This is a genomic window from Kocuria turfanensis (genome assembly GCF_001580365.1).
GTDB classification, from domain to species: Bacteria; Actinomycetota; Actinomycetes; order Actinomycetales; family Micrococcaceae; genus Kocuria; species Kocuria turfanensis.
This window is the reverse complement of the sequence record NZ_CP014480.1, coordinates 1,055,446-1,075,666: the sequence shown is the minus strand read 5'-3', so window position 1 is coordinate 1,075,666 and position 20,221 is coordinate 1,055,446. Positions and strand designations below refer to the sequence as shown.

12 protein-coding genes and 1 tRNA gene are annotated in these 20,221 nt (G+C 75.2%); 8 read left to right on the top strand and 5 right to left on the bottom strand.

The window, feature by feature from the left end; translation table 11 throughout:
- Nucleotides 1-57: 57 nt before the first annotated feature.
- Entirely contained in the window at nt 58-3,552 is a 3,495-nt protein-coding gene (locus tag AYX06_RS04920) for an ATP-dependent helicase (protein ID WP_084271453.1), read from the top strand.
- On the opposite strand, the gene AYX06_RS04915 is transcribed toward AYX06_RS04920, so the two are convergent.
- On the bottom strand, nt 3,528-4,808 hold the full coding sequence (locus tag AYX06_RS04915; RefSeq protein ID WP_062734842.1) for a macrolide 2'-phosphotransferase: 1,281 nt from the start codon (nt 4,806-4,808) through the stop codon (nt 3,528-3,530). The genes AYX06_RS04920 and AYX06_RS04915 overlap by 25 nt on opposite strands.
- A gap of 115 nt (nt 4,809-4,923) precedes the next feature.
- Here AYX06_RS04915 and nudC point away from each other — a divergent pair, with 115 nt between their 5' ends.
- Nucleotides 4,924-6,015 carry an NAD(+) diphosphatase gene (gene nudC / locus AYX06_RS04910; protein ID WP_147017294.1) on the top strand — a complete coding sequence of 364 codons (1,092 nt, stop codon included), beginning with the start codon at nt 4,924-4,926 and terminating at the stop codon, nt 6,013-6,015.
- Nucleotides 6,012-7,835 carry an ATP-dependent helicase gene (locus tag AYX06_RS04905; protein WP_147017295.1) on the top strand — a complete coding sequence of 608 codons (1,824 nt, stop codon included), beginning with the start codon at nt 6,012-6,014 and terminating at the stop codon, nt 7,833-7,835. The genes nudC and AYX06_RS04905 overlap by 4 nt, the downstream gene beginning before the upstream one ends.
- Here the strand turns inward: AYX06_RS04905 and AYX06_RS04900 are convergent.
- Nucleotides 7,826-8,647 (bottom strand): ThiF family adenylyltransferase, encoded by an 822-nt coding sequence (locus AYX06_RS04900; RefSeq protein ID WP_062734839.1) that lies wholly within the window; start codon nt 8,645-8,647, stop codon nt 7,826-7,828. The two genes, AYX06_RS04905 and AYX06_RS04900, sit on opposite strands and share 10 nt — an antisense overlap.
- 160 nt (nt 8,648-8,807) lie before the next feature.
- On the opposite strand from AYX06_RS04900, the gene AYX06_RS04895 reads away from it, so the two are divergent.
- A complete protein-coding gene (locus AYX06_RS04895) occupies nt 8,808-9,374 on the top strand; it encodes a M48 metallopeptidase family protein (RefSeq protein WP_062734838.1) in 567 nt (188 codons plus the stop codon).
- Here AYX06_RS04895 and AYX06_RS04890 read toward each other — a convergent pair.
- On the bottom strand, nt 9,350-10,792 hold the full coding sequence (locus AYX06_RS04890) for a zinc-dependent metalloprotease (RefSeq protein ID WP_062734837.1): 1,443 nt from the start codon (nt 10,790-10,792) through the stop codon (nt 9,350-9,352). The genes AYX06_RS04895 and AYX06_RS04890 overlap by 25 nt on opposite strands.
- A 213-nt stretch (nt 10,793-11,005) precedes the next feature.
- On the opposite strand from AYX06_RS04890, the gene AYX06_RS04885 reads away from it, so the two are divergent.
- The 3 genes from AYX06_RS04885 (at nt 11,006) to AYX06_RS04875 (ending at nt 15,356) form a co-directional block, all read left to right on the top strand.
- Complete coding sequence (locus AYX06_RS04885) at nt 11,006-12,085, top strand: YlbL family protein (protein WP_062734836.1); 1,080 nt, start codon at nt 11,006-11,008, stop codon at nt 12,083-12,085.
- Between the two features lie 160 nt (nt 12,086-12,245).
- Nucleotides 12,246-15,221: a UPF0182 family membrane protein gene (locus AYX06_RS04880; protein ID WP_062734835.1), complete on the top strand. Its 2,976-nt coding sequence runs from the start codon at nt 12,246-12,248 to the stop codon at nt 15,219-15,221.
- Between the two features lie 58 nt (nt 15,222-15,279).
- Nucleotides 15,280-15,356 (top strand) — tRNA-Met (locus AYX06_RS04875).
- A gap of 162 nt (nt 15,357-15,518) precedes the next feature.
- Here the strand turns inward: AYX06_RS04875 and AYX06_RS04870 are convergent.
- Both AYX06_RS04870 and AYX06_RS04865 read right to left on the bottom strand, forming a co-directional pair.
- Nucleotides 15,519-16,262 (bottom strand): PspA/IM30 family protein, encoded by a 744-nt coding sequence (locus AYX06_RS04870; RefSeq protein WP_062734834.1) that lies wholly within the window; start codon nt 16,260-16,262, stop codon nt 15,519-15,521.
- A gap of 154 nt (nt 16,263-16,416) precedes the next feature.
- Entirely contained in the window at nt 16,417-18,468 is a 2,052-nt protein-coding gene (locus AYX06_RS04865; protein ID WP_062734833.1) for a TPM domain-containing protein, read from the bottom strand.
- 297 nt (nt 18,469-18,765) lie between these two features.
- On the opposite strand from AYX06_RS04865, the gene AYX06_RS04860 reads away from it, so the two are divergent.
- On the top strand, nt 18,766-20,202 hold the full coding sequence (locus tag AYX06_RS04860) for a S1C family serine protease (RefSeq protein WP_062734832.1): 1,437 nt from the start codon (nt 18,766-18,768) through the stop codon (nt 20,200-20,202).
- Nucleotides 20,203-20,221 lie beyond the last annotated feature (19 nt).

Below are 20,221 nucleotides of genomic sequence, written 5' to 3'. Positions count from 1 at the left end.
CCCCACACCGGGCGCCCCGGCGCCACCACCCCCGGAGCACAGGAGGACCCAGCCCCCATGACCGAGGCCCCCGCCACCCCCACCGCGCGGACCGGGCACGACCCGGACCACCCCTACGGCGGCGTCGACCCCCGGTACAGCCCCGAGGAGCTCGCGGAGCTGCTCGGCGGCAACCGCCCCACCGGGCAGCAGTCCGCCGTGATCTCCGCCCCGCTCTCGCCCCGGCTCGTGGTCGCCGGCGCGGGCTCGGGCAAGACCGCCACCATGGTCGACCGGGTCGTGTGGCTCGTGGCCAACGGCATCGTGGCCCCCGACCAGGTCCTCGGCGTCACCTTCACCCGCAAGGCCGCCGGGGAGCTGGGGGAGCGGATGCGCACCCGGCTCGCCCGCCTGCGCGCCGAGGGGCTCGTGGCGCCCGTCGGCGCCGAGGACGACGACGTCCCGGCCGCGCCGCAGGACCCGACCGTCAGCACCTACCACTCCTACGCCAACACCCTCGTGCGCAACTACGGGCTGCGGATCGGCATCGAGCCGGACACCACGCTGCTGGGCCAGGCCCGCACGTGGCAGATCGCCGCGCAGACCGTCGAGGCGTGGACCGGGGAGCTGCTCGAGGCCATGCCCGCGAAGTCCACCATGGTCCGCGCCGTCCTCGACCTCGCCTCGGCGTGCGCGGAGCACCTCGTGGAACCGGCGGCCGTGGAGCGCTTCGCGGCCCGGCTGCTGGGCGAGCTGGCCACCACCCCGCCGGGCCGGCGGAAGAAGACCCTCGGGGCCTCGCTGAAGAAGGTCGAGGAGAACCAGCGCACCGCGTGGGTGCTCGCCGAGCTCGTGGCGGACTTCGCCCGGCGGAAGGAGGAGGCCCAGGCCATGGACTTCGGGGACCTGCTCTCCGCGGCGGCCCGGCTGGCCGAGCAGGACCCCGCCGCCCGGCGGAGCGAGCGGGAGCAGCACCGCGTGGTGCTCCTCGACGAGTTCCAGGACACCTCGCACGCCCAGCTGCGCCTCTTCGCCGCCCTGTTCGGGCAGGGCCACTCCGTGATGGCCGTGGGCGATCCCCAGCAGTCGATCTACGGCTTCCGCGGGGCCTCGGCCGGCCAGCTCTTCGGCTTCTACGACTCCTTCCCGGTCGCCCCGGGCCAGGACGGGGACCCCAGCTTCCTGACGACGGCGTGGCGCAACGACGCGAGCATCCTCGACGTCGCCAACACCCTCGCCGCCCCCCTGCGGACCCTGCCGGCGTGGGCACGGGGGGCGTCCTCCCTGACCGTCCCCGAGCTCACGCCCCGGCCCGGCGCCGGCCCCGGGCACGTGCGGCTCAGCCGGTACGCGACCGACGTCGAGGAGGCGGCCGCCCTCGCCGAGCGGATCGGCGCCCGCCGCGAGGAGCACCGCGGGGACCCGGAGGACCAGATGCCCACCATGGCGGTGCTGTGCCGCAAGCGCGCCCAGATCGAGCCCGTGCGCCGGGAGCTCGCCGCCCGCGGGATCCCCTACGAGGTCGTGGGCCTCGGCGGGCTGCTCAGCACCCCGGAGGTCTCCGACGTCGTCGCGACGCTGCGGGTGCTGGACGACCCCGGCCGCTCGGACGCCCTGGTGCGCCTGCTCGCGGGGGCCCGGTGGCGGATCGGGGCCCGGGACCTCATGGCGCTGTCCGACTGGGCGTCGCACCTGGAGCGGCGCCGCACCGAGGCCGCGCGGGCCGGGCGGCCGGAGGACCTCGAGAGCCCCGTGACCGCGGAGGAGGCCGAGGAGGAGGCCCTGGTCGAGCCGGACCTCTCCGACCACGCCTCGCTGGTCGAGGCGCTCGAGACCCTCCCGCGCCCGGGCTGGACCTCCGTGCACGGCCGGTCCCTGTCCGAGGCCGCCCGGCACCGGCTCGGCACGCTGCGGGCCGAGCTGGAGCACCTGCGCTCCTACCTCTCGGACGACCTGCCCAGCCTGCTGCACGAGATCGAGACGGTCCTCGGCCTCGACATCGAGGTCGCCGCGCACCCGCACCGCTCCTCCCACCAGGCGCGGCGCAACCTGGACGCCTTCCAGGAGGCGGCGCAGTCCTTCACCGCCTCCTCCGCGACCGGCGACGTGTCGGCGTTCCTCGCCTGGCTCGACGTCACGCTGGCGGAGGAGAACGGGCTCGAGCCGGGCCCCGACCGCGCCCGGCACGACGCCGTGCAGCTCGTCACCGTGCACTCGTCCAAGGGCCTCGAGTGGGACCACGTGTACGTGCCCGGCCTCAACGCCAAGAACTTCCCGACCGACAACCCCGCGCGCTGGACCCTCGACACCGGCGCCCTCGCGTGGCCGCTGCGCGGGGACGCCCGGTTCCTGCCGCAGTGGTCCGTGGACACCACCGACCTCAAGGCCCTCGAGGAGTCGCACGCGGAGTTCCTCGAGCTCGCCGCGCAGCACGCCGAGGACGAGGAGCGGCGCCTGGCGTACGTGGCCGTGACCCGCGCCCGGACGGTGCTGGAGCTCTCCAGCACCGTCTTCCGCGGCACCGCCGCCAAGGGCCAGGAGCCCTCCCGGTTCGTGGCCGAGCTGGCACCGCTGACCGAGGGGGCGGCGCCGCCCGTCCGGCTCGGGCCGTGGGCCGAGGTGCCCGAGGGGACGCGCAACCCGGCCGCCGCCACCGTGCTGAGCGCGCCGTGGCCCTACGACCCGCTGGAGGGCCCGGAGATCACCGAGACGGTCACGGGGGAGGACGGCACGGACACCGTGCGGGTGAGCCCGCCGGCCCACCTCGGGCGCCGGTCCCGCCTGGAGCGGGCCGCCCGGGCGGTCCGGGAGCGCGGCTTCGAGGACACCGCGGACCTGGACGTCGAGGACCTGCTCGGCGCCGGGGAGCGCGACGGACGCTCCCCGGACCCGCGGCGCTGGTCCGAGGAGGCCCGGATCCTGCTGGCCCGGCACGAGGACGCACGGGCCGAGCGGTCCGTGCCCATGCCGTCCCACGTCTCCGCGTCGACGCTGGTGGCGCTGGCCCGCGACCCGCTCGAGGTCGTCTCGGGCCTGCGGCGCCCCATGCCCCGGCGGCCCGGCACCGCCGCCCGGCGCGGCACCACCTTCCACGCGTGGATCGAGCAGTACTACGGCAGCTCCGCGATCTTCGACGTCGGCGAGCTGCCCGGCACGGCCGACGAGTACGTCGACGAGGCCTACGACCTCCCCGAGCTCGCGGCGACGTTCCGGTCGAGCCCCTGGGCGGACCGGCAGCCGCACGCCGTGGAGTTCCCGCTCGAGACCCCGATCGCCGGGATCACGGTGCGCGGGCGCGTGGACGCGGTGTTCCGCAACGGCGACGGCACGTGGGAGCTCGTCGACTGGAAGACCGGGCGGGCGCCGGCCGGACGGGAGCTGCGGGAGCGCTCGGCGCAGCTGGCCGTCTACCGGCTCGCGTGGTCCCGCCTGCGGGGAGTCCCGCTCGAGGCGGTCACCGCGGCGTTCTACTACGTGGCCGAGGACCGGGTGGTCCGCCCGCACGACCTCTCCGGGGCCGAGGAGCTGGAGGCGGTGATCCGCGAGGCCTACGACGTGGTGCTGCGGTCCTGACCGGATCCGTCCGCCGGCGGCGCGCCCGAGGTCCGTCCGGGCCGCGCGGCCGGGCGCGGGACGCCGCCGGCAGTCCCGCTCTCGGTGCTCTCCCCGGTGCTGTCCCCGGTGCCCCGGTCCCGGGACTCCCCGTCCGGGGCCGCCGGCTCCCCGGCGGCCGGCGCCACGGTGGCCCGCGCCGGTGCGGTGGTCGGCGCCGTGACCGGTGCGGCGTCCTGTGGGGGCGCCGCCGCGGTGGCCGGCGCGGCGGTCTGCGCCTCCGCGGCGGCGCGCCGGGCGACGTCCTGGGCGAGCGTGTCCAGCATCTGCTCCGCGTCCGCCACCAGGCCGTCCATCCCGCGGTCCACCGCGCGCACCAGCCACTGCGCGAGGGCGAGCTCCGCGTCCAGCCGGGCGCGGTCCAGCAGGTGCGGGTCCGGCTCCCGGTCCGGGGCCTGGAAGGAGGTGCGGCGGCAGGCCGCGGCGTAGGCCTCCAGCACGCCCTCGGCGAGGCGGGCGTCCCGCGCCGCGAGCAGCCACGCGAAGTCCCCCGCGGGATCGCCCACGTGCAGGTCCGTCCAGCCGGTGACCCCGCGCACCCGGCCGCGGGAGATCAGCAGGTCGTCCTCCTGCAGGTCGCCGTGGACGACCCGGGGCGGGAACCGCCACACGGCCCGGTCCTCGAGGACCCGCTCCCACCGGTGCAGCAGCGCCGCGGGCACCCGGCCCGTGGCGGCGGCCCGCCGCAGCTCCACCACGCGCCGCTGCCGGCACTGCTCGGCCGTGTAGCTGGGCAGGTCCGCGTCCAGCACCAGCGCCGGCGGCAGGGCGTGGATCGCGGCCAGCAGGCGCCCGAGCTGCACGCTCAGGGTGGGGGGCGGCTCGGCGCTGGGGACGTGCCGGTGGTGCTCCGGGTCCGGGGCGGCGGCCATGCGGGCGAGCTCGTCGATGTCCAGCGGCGCCCCCTCGATGTGCGAGTGCACGAAGGCGTGCAGGTGCCCGTCCTCGACCGAGCCCGCCGCGGTGGGCACGAGGAAGGGCAGCCGGGAGCGGATCGCCGGGGTGAAGCAGCGCAGCACGAGGTGCTCCGTCTCCAGGCGCACGCTCGCCTCGGGGCTCAGCGGCGAGCGCACCCGCCACCGGCGGCCCGCGGCGTCGAGGACCACGGCGGAACGGAAGTCGGCGTCGTCGTCCGGGGAGGGACCCACGGCCACGGGCGCGAGTCCGGGGACGCCTGCGGCGGCGACGGCGGCCAGGTGCTCGAGGGAGGTGCTCACGGCGTTCACCCTACAAGAGGCCCGGTACAAGAGGCCCGGCCGGGGGCGACCACCGCCGTCCCCGGCCACCGTCCGGCCCGCTCCGGGGTCCGCCGGGATCGCTACAGTGGGGAGCGTGTCCGCCTCCACCGTTCCCCTGCCCGAGCCCGGCCCCGGCGCGTCCTCCGCGCCGGCCCCCGGGCGCCTCAGCGCGGCCCGGCTGCCGTTCGCCGCGACCGCCTTCGACCGCGACGCCGTCGACCGCGAGCTCGAGGACGTCCGCGTGCTCGCCGCCCAGGACCCCTCCTCGCTCGTGCTCGTGCTCGCGGGCGGCCTCGCCCCCGTGGCCGGCGACGCCCTGGTCCTCGTGCCGGTCGCCGACGTGCCACGCGTCGACCACGACCCGCGCCGCCCGGAGGTCTACCTGGGCCGGCTGTCCGGCGCCGAGGGCGAGCGGGGCCCGCGCGTGCTGCTGCGGGCCGTCCCGGCGGCGGAACCGGCGGACGGGGACGCGGCGGCCGAGCCGTTCGCGGTGCCCGAGCCCGTCGTGGCGGCGGTGACGGCCTCTGCCGCGGCGCGCGGCGTGGAGGGGCTGCGCTGGGCCGGGCTGCGGGAGCTGGGCCCGGTGCTCCCCGCCGCGGACACCGCGCTGCTGGTCACCGCGCAGTCGGTGGGGCTGTGGCACCGGGACCACCCCCGGTGCCCGCAGTGCGGGGAGCCCACCGAGGTGATCCGCTCCGGCTGGGCGCGGCAGTGCCCCAACGACCGTTCCCTGCACTTCCCGCGCACCGACCCCGCGATCATCGTGGCCGTCAGCGACGGCCACCCCGACCCCGCCCGGGAACGGCTGCTGCTGGGCCGCTCGGCGCTGTGGAAGGGCAACCGGTTCTCGACGCTGGCCGGGTTCGTGGAGCCGGGGGAGTCCCTCGAGCAGGCCGTGGTCCGGGAGGTGGCCGAGGAAGCGGGGCTGATCGTGGGGGACGTCCACTACCTGGGCTCCCAGCCCTGGCCGTTCCCGCGCTCCCTGATGCTCGGCTGCCGGGCCGTGGTGCGCTCCGGCGCGGCCGTCCCGGACGGCCAGGAGATCCTGGAGCTGCGCTGGTTCACGCGTGCGGAGCTGCGGGAGGCCGCGCGCACCGGGTCCGTGACGCTGCCCGGGCGGGTCTCGATCGCCCATGCCCTCATCGAGCACTGGCTCGGCGAGGACCTGCCGGAGACCGCGTGGTGAGCGGGGAGGACGCCGACCAGCTCTCGGAGGTCGGGCTCGAGGAGCGGATCCTCGCCGGGCTGGACCCGGAGCAGCGGGAGGTGGCGACCACGCTGCGCGGCCCCGTGTGCGTGCTGGCGGGGGCCGGCACGGGCAAGACCCGGGCGATCACCCACCGGATCGCGTACGGCATCGCCACGGGCGTGTACACCCCGCAGAAGGTGCTGGCCCTGACGTTCACGGCGCGCGCCGCCAACGAGATGCGCAACCGTCTGCGCGGCCTGGGCGCCGGCGGGGTGCAGACGCGCACGTTCCACGCCGCCGCGCTGCGCCAGCTCCAGTACTTCTGGCCGCAGGCGGTGGGCGGGCCCCTGCCCGGGCTGGTGGAGCACAAGGCGCGGCTGATCACCGAGGCCGCGCAGAACATGCGCCTGTCCACGGACCGCGCGGCCGTGCGGGACCTCGCCGCGGAGATCGAGTGGGCCAAGGTCTCGATGCTCACGCCCGACACCTACCCGTCCCGGGCGGCCCGGCGGGACATGCCGCTGGGCTACGAGGTGCGCACCGTGCAGCGGCTCTACCAGTCCTACGAGGAGCTCAAGACGGACCGGCACCTCATCGACTTCGAGGACGTCCTGCTCCTGACCGTCGCCGTGCTCGAGGAGGACGAGCGCGTGGCGGCGACCGTCCGCGAGCAGTACCGGCACTTCGTGGTCGACGAGTACCAGGACGTCTCCCCGCTCCAGCAGCGCCTGCTCGACGCCTGGCTCGGCGGGCGGGACGACGTCTGCGTGGTGGGCGACGCCTCCCAGACGATCTACTCCTTCACGGGCGCGAGCTCCCGGCACCTGCTGGAGTTCCCGCGCCGGCACCCGGAGGCCCGGGTGGTCAAGCTCGTGCGGGACTACCGCTCCACCCCGCAGGTCGTGGAGACCGCCAACCGCCTGCTCGCCGCCCGCCGGCCGGGCCCGGGCTCCACCCCCGGCTCCTGGGCGACCCCGCTGCACCTCGTGGCCCAGCGCCCGGACGGCCCCCGCCCGTCCTGGAACGAGTACCCGGACGACGAGGCCGAGGCCGCCGGGACGGCCGCGCGCATCCGGGACCTGATCGACGACGGCGTGCCCGCCTCCGAGATCGCCGTGCTGTTCCGCACGAACGGGCAGTCCCAGGCCTTCGAGACGGCCCTGGCCGAGGCGGGCATCGGGTTCCAGCTGCGCGGCACGGAGCGCTTCTTCAACCGCCCGGAGGTCAAGCAGGCCGTGGTGCAGCTGCGCACGGCCGCACGGGCCGCCGAGGCCTCGGACGAGCCCACCCGGCTGGTGCGGGACATCCTCTCCTCGCTGGGCTACTCCGACCGGGCGCCGCGCTCCACCGGGGCGGTGCGGGAGCGGTGGGAGTCCCTGGCCGCCCTCGTCTCCCTCGCCGACCGGATGGCCGAGGACGCCGCGGCCCGCGGCGAGCAGTTCCTGCTGCCGGACCTCGCGGCCGAGCTGGAGCGCCGCACGGCCCAGCAGGACGCCCCCGTGATGAACGGGGTGACCCTGGCGTCCCTGCACTCGGCCAAGGGCCTGGAGTGGGACGCCGTGTTCCTGGCCGGGCTCAGCGAGGGGCTGGTGCCCATCGGCTTCGCCGAGACCGCGGACGAGATCGACGAGGAGCGCCGCCTGCTCTACGTGGGGATCACCCGGGCCCGCGAGCACCTGGTGCTGTCCTGGACGCTGTCCCGCACCCCGGGCGGGCGGCCCACGCGCAAGCCCTCACGGTTCCTGGACGGACTGCGGGAGACCGAGCCGCCCCGGCCGCGCGGCCCGCGCGGCCGGGGAGCCCGGGCTCACGCCTGACCGAGGCCGCACAGGCATCGGCTGCGGTCGAGCTCCAGCAGCGCCTCCGCGCCGGGCCACGGCGGGGCGAGGAGCCGGGCGTGCGGCCACCCGCCGTCCGTCCCCTCCGGGGTGCCCCGCGGCTCCGCGGGGACGCCCGCGCCCCGCAGCGCGTCCCCCCACAGCGTGTCCAGGGCCACGGCCAGCACCTCGACCGCCAGACCGCCGGCCACGGCCTCCGCGTGGGCGGGCCGCGCCCAGCCGGTGAGGACGGCACCGGGGCCGCGCGGCACCGGGTCGGGTTCCCGGGCACCGAGGGTGGCCCGCAGGCAGTCCGGGCACGGCCGGTGCGCCCAGGGCACCGTGGGCCAGCGCAGCAGCGCGCCGTCGGCGTGGTGCAACGACACCAGGGGGTGGCGCGGGTCGAGGGCCGGTTCCGTCCACAGCGCGCCGCCCCCGCCCGCCAGGGGGTGCTCGGTGCTGCGCACCACCACCGTGCCCGGCAGCAGCGCCCCGGGGAACAGCTCCGGCGCGCTGACCGGGACGCAGCGGGGATCCAGCGCGCGCAGCCGCCGGCGCAGCACCTCGTCCCGGGGGCGGCCGAGATCGGCCCGACGGTACACGCCGGTGTCCAGGTCGGCGGCGGCCACGGGCGAGCCGTCGTTGACGTTGAGCCCGAGCACCCCGCAGCGGAGCAGGAGCACGGCCAGCCCGGCCGCCAGGCCGTCGAGGCCCAGCAGCAGGACGTGCACCTCCTCGGGGCGCGGCGGCTCGAGCCGGGGCGGGACCGGCTGCGGCGCGGGGCGGGGACCGGGGACGGAGGGGAACGGCACGGGGGCACCTTCCGGACGGGTGGGCGGGATGCCGCCACTGTGGCCCGGGCCGGGCCCGCCGCGCGCTCGAGCACGGCCCGTCCACTGTCCACGTCGGGGGCCGTCCACACGTCCGGACCGCCGGTTCGCGGCCGGCGGCGCGGGCGTGTTCAATGAGCCCATGCCCGTACCGTCGCAGCCCGAGGTCGTCGTGCGCCGCTCCGCCCGCCGCCGCAAGACCGTGTCCGCGCACTGGAGCGAGGACACGGTGGTGCTCTCCGTCCCGCAGTCCGCGACCCGGCGGGAGATCGAGCACTGGACCCGGGAGCTCGTCCCCCGGGTCGTGGAGCGCCGCCGCCGGGAAGCGGCCAGGGGCGCCGACCGCCGGTCCGACGACCGGCTCCTGGAACGGGCCCGGGAGCTGTCCCGGCGCCACCTCGAGGGCCGGGCCCGGCCCTCGGACGTGCGCTGGTCGGCGCGGCAGAACACGCGGTGGGGCTCGGCGACGCCGGCCACCGGGGTGATCCGGATCTCGGCGCAGCTCCAGGAGGCCCCGGAGTGGGTCCTCGACTTCGTGCTGGTGCACGAACTGGCGCACCTGCTCGAGGCCGACCACAGCCCCCGGTTCCGGGAGCTGGAGGCCCGGTACCCGCTGGCCGGGAAGGCCCAGGCGTTCCTCGACGGCGCCGCCTGGGCCCACCGGTCGGGACGGGCCGCGGAGGATCAGCGGGGCGCGTCCCCGCCCTGAGGGCCCTCGCCCTCGGGCCGCTGCGGGCCGGCGCCGCCGTCCGCGCCGGGGCCCTCGTAGCCGCCCGAGAGCAGCCGCTGGAGCGCGGCGTCGACCTCGTCCTCGGAGGCGGTGAGCAGCCCGCGGCGCTCGGAGAAGCCCGCGGGGTCGTCCAGGTCCTGGTCGGTGGGCAGCAGCTCCGCGGCCTCCCACAGCCCGTCGCGGTCCTGGATCCCGCGGCGCTCGCCGACGTACTGCCAGAACTCCGCCGCCTCGCGCAGCCGGCGCGGGCGCAGCTCGAGGCCCACCAGGGCCCCGAAGGCGTGCTCGGCCGGGCCGCCCGAGGCACGGCGGCGCCGCACGGTCTCCGAGAGCGCCCCCGCGGAGGGCAGGTTGGCCGTCGAGTCGACCGTGACCACGTGCACCCAGCCCTCCACGAGCGCCAGCACCGTCTCGAGCCGCTTGAGCGTGGCCTCCTGGTCCGGAGTCTGCTGCGGGGCGAAGATCCCCGAGGAGAGGGCGTCCTGCATGCTGGAGGGGTCCATGGGGTCGATGTCCCGCGCCGCCTCCTCGATCCGGGACATGTCGATGTGGATGCCCGCGGAGAAGCGCTTGATGAGCTCCAGGATGTGCTCCCGCAGCCAGGGGTTCGCCGCGAACAGCCGGACGTGGGCGGCCTCGCGCACGGCGACGTAGAGCATGATCTCCTGCGCCGGGATGTCCAGGCCCTCGCCGAACTCCTTGATGCTGGCGGGCAGCAGCCCGGACCGGCCCTCCGCCAGCGGCAGACCGATGTCGGTGGAGCACAGCACCTCGCGGGAGAGCCCGCCGATGGCCTGCCCCAGCTGCATGCCGAACAGCATCCCGCCGGCGCCGGCCAGCATCCCGGAGGCCCCGCCCATCATGCTCGACAGCTCGGCGGGGAGCTGCTGGGTGAGGGCGTCGGTGAGCGCCTGGGTCACCGACTCCGCGACGGGGCCGGTCATGTCCTTCCACGTCTCCTGCGTGGCCTCGATCCACTCCGCGCGCGACCACGCCTGCGGGCGGATCGAGGTCTGCCCGAACTCGGTGTGGTCCACCAGCCACAGCTCGGCGAGCCGCATGGCGTCCTCCACCGCCCCTCGCTGGGCGGGCGTGACGGAGGGGTCGCCGTCCGCCGCGGCGATCCGGCGGGCCTGGTCGTGGGCGAGCTTCCAGTTCACCGGCCCCTCCCCGGCGCCGGCGCCCATCATGGACTGGATCTGCTGGAACATCATGGACATCGCCTGCGGGTCCATCGGGATCCCGGCGCGGCCCAGGTCCTCGGGGCTCATGCCGCCCTGGCCCATGAGGCGCTCGAGCATCTCCTGGAAGGGGTCCTTGCGGTGGTCGCCGGAGTCGTCCCCGGGGGTGTCGCCGGGGGTGTCCCCGGAGCGGTCGTTGGGAGGCTGCGGAGTCATGGGTCCACCGTTTCGTCGGATCGGTCTCGGGATCGGGGCGCGCGGGCGCTCCCGACGTCTCTGCGTCCAGCCTAGCGATCCCCGGTCGGGGCCGACCATGGGCCAACTCCCAGTTCGCTGGAAGCTCACGGGGGGCTCCGCCGCGATAAACTGGACCGTCCGGACCGGGAGGCGCCCGGCCCCGGCCCCACCGACGACCGCCGAGGACTGCCCGTGACCGTTTCCCCCCGCCCGCGCCGCGGCCTGCGCCGCCGCAGCCTCGAGTCGTGGGCGCTGCTGGGGTCCGCCGGGCTGCTGCTCGCCGGGACGGTGCTGCCCGCGCCGTTCGTGATCGAGTCGCCGGGGCCCACGTTCAACACGGTGGGGGAGCACGACGGCCGGCAGCTGCTGGGCGTGAGCGGCGCGCCCACCTATCCGAGCGACTCCGTCCTGGACCTCACCACGGTCTACGTCACCGGGGGCCCCACCAGGCACGTCAACGTCCTCACGGTCCTGGGCTCCTGGCTGGACCCCTCCGCCTCCGTGGTGCCGGCCGACAGCCTCTATCCGCGCGAGGTCTCCGGGCAGGAGGTGGACGACGCCGGGATGCTGGCGATGTCGTCCTCGCAGGAGCACGCCGTCGCGGCGGCCCTGGACCACCTGGGCATCGGCTTCGACACGGAGCTGTCGGTGCACGGCACCGTGCCCGGCGGCCCGGCCGACGGGGTGCTGGAGAGCGGCGACGTGCTGCGCCGCGTCGACGGCTCGACCGTCTCGTCCCTGTCCGGCCTCAAGGGCGCGCTCGACGCGGCGGGGGAGCGGGGCGTGCGCCTGGAGGTCGAGCGCTCCGGCGAGCCGCGCGAGGTCGCGGTGGACACCGTGCGCGACGAGGCGACCGGCGCCTGGCAGCTCGGCGTCTTCCTCGTGCCCGACTTCGACTTCCCCGTGGACGTGGACTTCGAGCTCGACGAGGTCGGCGGCCCCAGCGCGGGCATGATGTTCGCCCTCGGGCTCGTGGACGAGATGACCCCGGGCTCGATCGCCGGCGACCGGCACCTGGCGGGCACCGGCACCATCACCCCCGAGGGGGACGTCGGGCCCATCGGCGGGATCCGGCAGAAGCTCGAGGGGGCCCAGCAGGCGGGGGCCGAGGTGTTCCTGGTCCCCGAGGGCAACTGCGCCGAGGCACGGGGCCACGTGCCCGAGGGCCTGACGGCGGTGTCCGTGGGCACCCTCGACGACGCCGTGGCCGCCGCGGAGGCCGTCGCCGAGGACCGGGACCTCTCGGCGCTGCCCGGGTGCACCGACACATGAGGACCGCAGCGTGCACGATTGCACCCCCGAGAACGGCCCGGGCAGAATGGTCGGGGCCCCCCGTCGATCCGTCGGCGGACCCGATCCCGCCCGGGGCAGTGCAGCACCCACGACTCCACGCACCACACCTGACGATCGACGCGAAATGCAGAGGTAACCAGTGACCGCCGGACCCACAGCCCCCCGACCACCGAGGCAGCAGCCAGCCGGACAGCGGCGGAAACGGGGTGCGCTCTGGCCGACCGTGGTCATCGTGCTGGTCCTCGTGGCCGCCTTCGTGGGGCTGACCCAGCTCTACACGGACGTCCTGTGGTACGACCAGCTGGGCTACCTCAGCGTGTTCTTCACCGAGAACGCCACGAAGATCGCGATCTTCGTGGTCTCCGCGGTGCTCGTGGCCGCGCTGATGTTCGCGAGCCTGTTCTTCGCCTACCGCAGCCGGCCGATCACGGCCGAGTCGATCGTCGACGACAACCTGCGCCGCTACCAGGAGGCCCTCGAGCCGGTCCGCAAGATCGTCATGATCGTCGTGCCGGTGCTGTTCGGGCTCTTCGCGGCGAGCACGGCGATGACCCAGTGGGACACGGTCCTGCTGTTCCTCAACCAGGAGCCGTTCGGCCAGGAGGACCCGCAGTTCGGCCTGGACCTGGGCTTCTACGTCTTCACCCTCCCGTTCCTGCGCTTCCTCATCGGCTTCCTGGTCTCGGCGATCCTGCTGGCCGGCGTCGCGGGGATCCTGATGCACTACGTCTACGGCGGCATCCGGATCACCGAGCGCGGGCTGTCCACCACCCGGGCCTCCCGGGTGCACCTGGGCGTGCTGGCCGCGCTGTTCCTGCTGCTGCAGGCGGCGAACTTCTGGCTGGACCGGTACTCCACCCTGCAGTCGACCTCCGGGGAGTGGACGGGTGCGCTGTACACCGACGTCAACGCGGTGATCCCCACCAAGGCGATCCTCGCCGCGGCGGCGCTGATCGTCGCGGTCCTGTTCGTCGTGGCGTCCATCATCGGCCGCTGGCGGCTGCCGGTGATCGGCACGGCCATGCTGCTCGTGGTTGCGGTCGTGGCCGGCGGGATCTACCCGTGGATCGTCCAGCGCTTCCAGGTGCTGCCGACCGAGCAGGCCCTGGAGAGCCAGTACATCGAGCGCAACATCCAGCTCACCCGCTCGGCGTACGGGCTCGACGCGGCCGAGGTGATGCCCTACGACGCCACCACCCAGACCGAGCAGGGCGCGCTGCGCCAGGACACCGAGACGACGTCGAACATCCGCCTGCTGGACCCCAACGTGGTCTCCTCCGCGTTCTCCCAGCTGCAGCAGTTCCGCCCGTACTACCAGTTCCCCGACACCCTCAACGTGGACCGCTACGAGATCGACGGCGAGGTCCAGGACACGGTCATCGCCACGCGCGAGCTGAACCCGGACCAGAACCAGGGCTGGTACAACCAGCACGTGGTCTACACGCACGGCTACGGCGTGGTCGCGGCCTACGGCAGCCGGGTCGAGGCGGACGGCAAGCCGCAGTTCATGCAGTCCGGCATCCCCTCCCGGGGCGTCATCTCCGACGACTACGAGCCGCGCATCTACTTCGGCGAGAACTCCCCGATGTACTCGATCGTCGGCGGCGGGGAGGGCGACGAGCCGCTCGAGCTGGACCGCCCGCAGACGGCCGGGGACGAGGCCGGCGACGCCAAGACCACGTTCGCCGGCAACGGCGGGCCCAGCATCGGCAACTTCTTCAACCGCCTGGCCTACGGCATCAAGTTCCAGTCCTCGGACCTGCTCCTGTCGGACGCCGTGCGCCCGGAGTCCCAGATCCTCTACGACCGGGACCCGCGCGAGCGGATCGAGAAGGTCGCCCCCTACCTGACGGTCGACGGCGCCCCGTACCCGGCGATCATCGACGGCCAGGTGCAGTGGATCGTCGACGCCTACACCACCTCCGACGCCTACCCGTACTCGACGCCGTCGGTGCTGGAGGAGGCCACGCAGGACACCCAGACGGCCCAGGGCGCCGCCGCGACGCTGCCGCCGGAGCGGGTGAACTACATCCGCAACTCGGTCAAGGCCACGGTCAACGCCTACGACGGCTCGGTGTCCCTGTACGCCTGGGACGACCAGGACCCGGTGCTGAAGGCGTGGCAGAACGTCTTCCCGGGCACGCTCAAGCCCTACTCCGAGATGTCGGCGGAGCTGATGGCCCACGTGCGCTATCCGCAGGACATGTTCAAGGTCCAGCGCGAGCTGCTCAACCGCTACCACGTGACGGACCCGAACAGCTTCTACCAGAACGACGACGTCTGGTCCGTGCCCAACGACCCGACGCAGGACTCCGAGGTCGCACTGCCGCCGTACTACCTGTCGATGCGCATGCCCGGTGAGGAGGAGGCCAACTTCTCCCTCACCACGTCCTTCATCCCGCAGCAGTCGGAGACGGGCAACACCCGCAACGTGATGTACGGCTACCTCTCGGCCAACTCCGACGCCGGCACCGGCGAGGACGGCGTGAAGAGCGAGGAGTACGGCACGCTGCGCCTGCTCGAGCTCCCGCGCTCCTCGGTGGTGCCCGGGCCCGGCCAGGCGCAGAACCTCTTCAACTCGGACACCGACGTCTCGACGGAGCTGAACCTGCTCCGCCAGGGCGCGTCCGAGGTGATCAACGGCAACCTGCTCACCCTGCCCGCCGGCGGCGGCATGCTCTACGTGCAGCCGGTCTACGTGCAGTCCTCGGGCGACGCCGCGTACCCGACGCTGCGGCGCGTGCTCGTCGGCTTCGGCGAGGAGGTCGGCTTCGCGCCCACCCTGGAGGAGGCGCTCGACGAGGTCTTCGGCGGCGACTCCGGCGCCCAGACCTCCGCCGGCGCCGGCGTGAACGACGCCGAGGCGCAGACCCCGGACGGGGAGGCCCCGGCGGAGGGCGAGGCCCCCGCCGGTGGCGGCGGTCTCGACGACGCCCTGCTGGAGGCCAACCGGGCGATCCAGGAATCGGAGCAGGCGCTCGCGGACGGCGACTGGACCGCCTACGGGGAGGCCCAGCAGCGGCTGCAGGACGCCATCGAGCGGGCGCTCGAGGCGGACGGCGTCGTCGCCCCGGAGGCCGAGGGCGCGCTGGCCCCCGAGCAGCCCGCCGAGTAGCCGGCCGAGCAGCCGGTTTGCGGCTCCACCCCGCGGCACGTATAGTCGTACCTGTCGCCGCGGGGTGGAGCAGTTCGGTAGCTCGCTGGGCTCATAACCCAGAGGTCGCAAGTTCAAATCTTGCCCCCGCAACCACGGAAGGCCCCCGGACCGTCACGGTCCGGGGGCCTTCGTCGTGCCCGCCGCGGACGCCGCCGCCCCGGCGCCCGGCGGGGCCGCCGCGCGCGGCCCCGGGCACGGCTGAGGCCCCACGGCCGTGCGCCGTGGGGCCTCTGCGGTGCCGGGGGCAGCCGCCCGTCAGACCTCTTCGGAGGAGACGATCTTCTCGGCGTTGCGGGACTTCAGCGCCGCCAGCCGGGCCTCGATCTCGCTCTGCTGGCCCAGGGCCTCCAGGGACTCGAACTGCGCGTCGAGGGAGGAGGAGGCGAGCTCCTGCTGGCCGAGCAGGCGGGCCTCCTCGCGGCGGATCTTGTCCTCGAAGCGGGAGACCTCGCTGGTCGGGTCGAGCACGTCGAAGGCCTTGATGGCGTCCTGGACCTGCGACTGCGCCTGGACGGACTTCTGCCGGGCGTTGAGCTCGTCGCGCTTGTTGGACAGCTCCTGGAGCTTCCCGCGCATCTTGTTGAGCCCGTCCTTGAGCTTCTCCACGACCTGGGTCTGGGACTGGATCTGCGGCTCGGTGCCCCGCGCCTCCGTCTCGTACTGGATCTGGCGCTGGAGGGCGACCTTGGCGAGGTTGTCGAACTTCTCGGCCTCGGAGGACCGGCCCGAGGCGCGGAACTCCTCCGCCCGGTTGGAGGCGGCCAGGGCCTTGTTGCCCCACTCCTGGGCCTCGCGCACGTCCTCCGCGTGGTCCTGCTCCAGCAGGCGGAGGCTGCCGATGGTCTGGGCGACGGCGGCCTCGGCCTCCCGGATGTTCTCGGTGTAGTCGCGCACCATCTGGTCCAGCATGAGCTGCGGGTCCTCGGCGGCGTCGATCATGGCGTTGATGTTGGCCTTCGCGAGCTGGGCGATGCGGCCGAAGATGGACTGCTTGATCATGGTTCCTTCTCTCCTCTGGTGCTGCCGGGAGGGGTCTCCCGGATCGTCGGACGGTCGTGGTCGGGGTCGGGGTCGGAATCGTGGTCGGAGTGGAGGTCGGGGTGGAGGTCGTGGTCCTGGCCGGGCGGGCCGCGGTCCGGTCGGGCGGCGGCGCTCAGAACCCCCCGCCGATGTCGCCGCCGAAGCCGCCGCCGAAGCCGCCGCCGAAGCTGCCGCCGAAGCCGCCACCACCGTCGCCGCCGCCGAAGCCGCCGCCGCTGAAGCCGCCGCCGCCGTTGAGGATGGAGCCGAGCAGGATCCCGCCGAGCATCGCCCCGCCGAGCCCGCTGTTGGACCGGCCCCGGTAGCCGCCCATGCCCATCGGCCCGCCGAAGCCGCCGTAGGAGAAGGACTCCACGTCCCGCTGGGCGGCGTACTGTGCCTCGCCGGCGAGCCGGATGGCCTGGTTGGCGTAGCCGAGGGCCTCGGAGGGCTGCGACTGCCGTGCGTGCTGGGCGGCCTCCAGGCAGCGCTCGGCCTCGGCCAGGCGGGTGCGGGCCTCCGGGCCCACGCCGCCGCGGCGGGCCCAGATGTACTCGCTGGCCGAGCTGACCTGGGCCTGCGCGGAGACGAGGGTGTGGGCGAGGGTCTCCCGCGCGGAGCGGTCGCGGTCGTTCTGCGAGCGCACGGAGGCGAGCCCCTTGTCGAGCTCGTCCTTGGCCACGGCCAGCCGGCGGCTCAGCCCGAGCGGGTCGATGCGCCCGGCGCGCATCTGCTCCTCGACGGTGCGCAGCACGGCGGCGACACCGGCCACGGCCCCGGCCAGCTCCGGGTTGGACCCGCGGCGGACGAGGGCGTCCGCCTCGGCGACGTCCCGCTGGGCGATGGTCACGGCGTCCCGGAGGGACTCCTCGGCGGCGGCGAGCTCGGTGGCGGCGTGGTCCACGGCGTCGAGCAGGCCCCGGGCCTGGCCCACGCCCTCCTCGGCCGCGCGGATGTCCACCACGGCGTCGCTCGTGCGGCCGGCCCCGAGCTCCTCGCGGGCCTCGTCCACGGCGGCGCCCACGAAGTCGAGGCGGTCGCGAGCCTGGTCGATGTTGTCGCGGACCGGGGCGAGCGCGGTGTCGTTGTAGCGGGCGGCGAGCTCGCGCAGCCGGGCGTCGGCGGTGCCGAAACGGGGCCGCACGGCCTCGGCCTCGCGCTGGACGTCCGCGAGCGCGTCCGGGGCCCGGGTCTCCAGCTGCCGCAGGGAGCTGAAGGCCTGCTGGTGCTCCTGGAGGGGGCGCTGGGCGTCCTGCGACCGGGCGATGATCTCGGCGAGCCAGGCCCGCTGCTGCTCCTCGGTGTCCGGGATGTGGTCCTCGAGCTGCTGCTGCAGGGCGAAGGAGGCCTGCATGTGCTTCTTGGCGTCCTGGATGGCCCGGCGGAAGGGCTCCACCTGCTCGTCCCCGTACTGCAGCTGGGCGAAGGCCAGCTCCTGCTCGGAGTGCTGGATCGCGTTGTCGGTGGCCACCAGCAGCGTCCCGGCGCGCTTGCGCAGCTCGGGCACCGGCACGTCCGGATAGGGTCCGGCCGGGTGCTCCTGCGCGGCCGGCCGGCCGTCGTGCTGCGGCCCGCGCTGCCGGCGCTTCTTGTTCCGCGCGGCGATGCCGTAGACGGCCAGGCCGCCCAGGCCCAGGGCGCCGAGGCCCAGGATCCCCGCGCCCGCGCCGCCGCCGGAGGCGCCCTCCTCGCCGCCGCCGGTGCCGCCGAGCTCGGCGTCGATGCCCTCGACCGCTCCGCGGACCGCGCCGTCCCAGTCCTCCGCGGACAGGGCGGGGGAGATGTGCTCACGGTAGATGCGCTCCTGCTGCGCCTGGTCCAGCGGGCCGGCGGAGGAGGCCGCGAAGCGCGCCTGGCGGTCCTCGGTGGCCACGACCAGCACGGCGTCGGAGCTGCCGAAGCCGTTGAGCGCGGCGAACTCCTCCAGCCACGCCTCCGGCTGGTCGGGGCTGGTGAACGTCTCGACGAACACCGCCGTGAGGTTGACGCCCTCCTCCGTGGCGAGGTCGCGCACGTCCGCCTCCAGCGCCGCGGGGTCCTGCAGCACCCCGGAGTCGTCGACGATCCGCTCGCCCGGGGGCACGTCCACGGGCGGCTCCGCGACGGCCGCCCCCGCGGGCACGAGCAGGGCGAGCGCCAGGCCGCAGCCGGCGGCGGTGCGGCGGGACACGGGGCACCAGTGCATGATCTCCCTCACGTGGTCGGTGGTCCCGATTCTAGGGCGGGGCCGCGGCGCCGTCCCGGAGGACGGGATGCCTACGCGCAGGGCGAAATCGCAAGGAGGCTGTCGAGCGCACCGGGGCCGTGCGGACGGTGCCCAGGATCCGCCCGGGCGGCTTCCGGACGACTCCCGGACCGCTCCCGGGCCGCGGTGAGGCCTCTCAGCGTAGTTTCAGTGCCGACCGGGATACTGGGGAGCAGATCCGCCCGTACCGCCCCGCCCGGCGGCCCGGGCCCGGCCGTTCCCAGGAGGAGAGCCCCCATGTCCGAGCCCCGCGACCCGCGCTTCGACGCCGAGACCCAGCACACGCAGCCGATCCCGCCGGTCGGCGACCGCCCGTCGCAGGATCCCTGGTCGTCCGGCGTAGCGCCCGCGCCGGGCGCCCGCCCCGTCTACGGGGCCGCGCCGGACGGGTCCGGGCACCCCGCCGCGCAGCCCGGGTGGGGGAGCGGCGCCGGGGAGGCGCCCGAGGGGCCCCGTCCCGGCCGGCGCAAGGGCTTCTCGGCGGGCGCCCTGGTCACCGGCATGGCGCTCGCCGCGCTCGTGGGAGCGGGGGCGGCCGTGGGGACCGACGCCCTGCTGGACGGAGGCGGCACCGGCACGGTCGCCGGCGGCTCGACGTCGGAGTCGATCATCGTCAACGACCAGGACGAGGTGAACGCGGTCACCGCGGCGGCGGTCAAGGCCTCCCCGTCGGTGGTGACGATCTCCGCCTCCGGCGGCGGCCAGTCCGGCTCCGGCTCCGGCGTGATCCTCGACGACGAGGGCCACATCCTGACCAACACGCACGTGGTGACGCTCGACGGCACGGCCAGCGACCCCGGCATCGAGGTCCAGCTCGAGGACGGCAGCGTCCACCGGGCCACCGTGGTCGGCACGGACCCGCTCTCCGACCTCGCGGTGCTCAAGATCGACGTGCAGGGCCTGACGCCGGCGACCCTGGGCTCCCTGGAGGACGTCAACGTGGGCGACACGGCGATCGCGATCGGGGCCCCCCTCGGGCTCGCGGGAACGGTGACCGACGGCATCGTCTCCACCCTGAACCGCACCATCGCCGTGGCCTCCTCCGCCGCGCCGTCCACGCCCTCGGAGGGCGGCTCCGAGCAGGGCGACGGCAACGACTTCTTCTTCGACCTCCCGGACGAGGAGGGCCGGGGCGGGGGCTCGCAGGGCGCCGCGGCGTCGGTCTACCTCAACGTGATGCAGACCGACGCCGCGATCAACCCGGGCAACTCGGGCGGTCCGCTGATCAACACCGACGGCGAGGTGATCGGGATCAACGTGGCGATCGCCTCGGCCGGGGCCGCCACGGAGGCCGGCAACATCGGGGTCGGCTTCTCGATCCCGATCGACACCGCCCGGCGCGTGGCCGAGGAGATCATCGCGGACGGCAGCGCCAGCCACGGCTACCTCGGCACGAGCGTCAGCGCCGCGCCCGCCGCGGACGGGCAGAGCCGGGCGTTCTCCGACGGCGCCGTGGTGCGCGAGGTCGTCCCGGGCTCGCCGGCCGACGAGGCCGGGCTGGAGGTCGACGACGTCGTCACCGAGTTCAACGGGCACCGGATCGAGGACGCGAACTCCCTCACCGCGGCCGTGCGGGAGCTGCCGGCCGGCGGGACCGGCAGCATGACGTTCCGGCGCGACGGCGAGGAGCGCACCGTCGAGGTGACCGTCGGGGACGCGGCCGAGCAGTCCTGATCCCGGCCGGGCGTCGGCC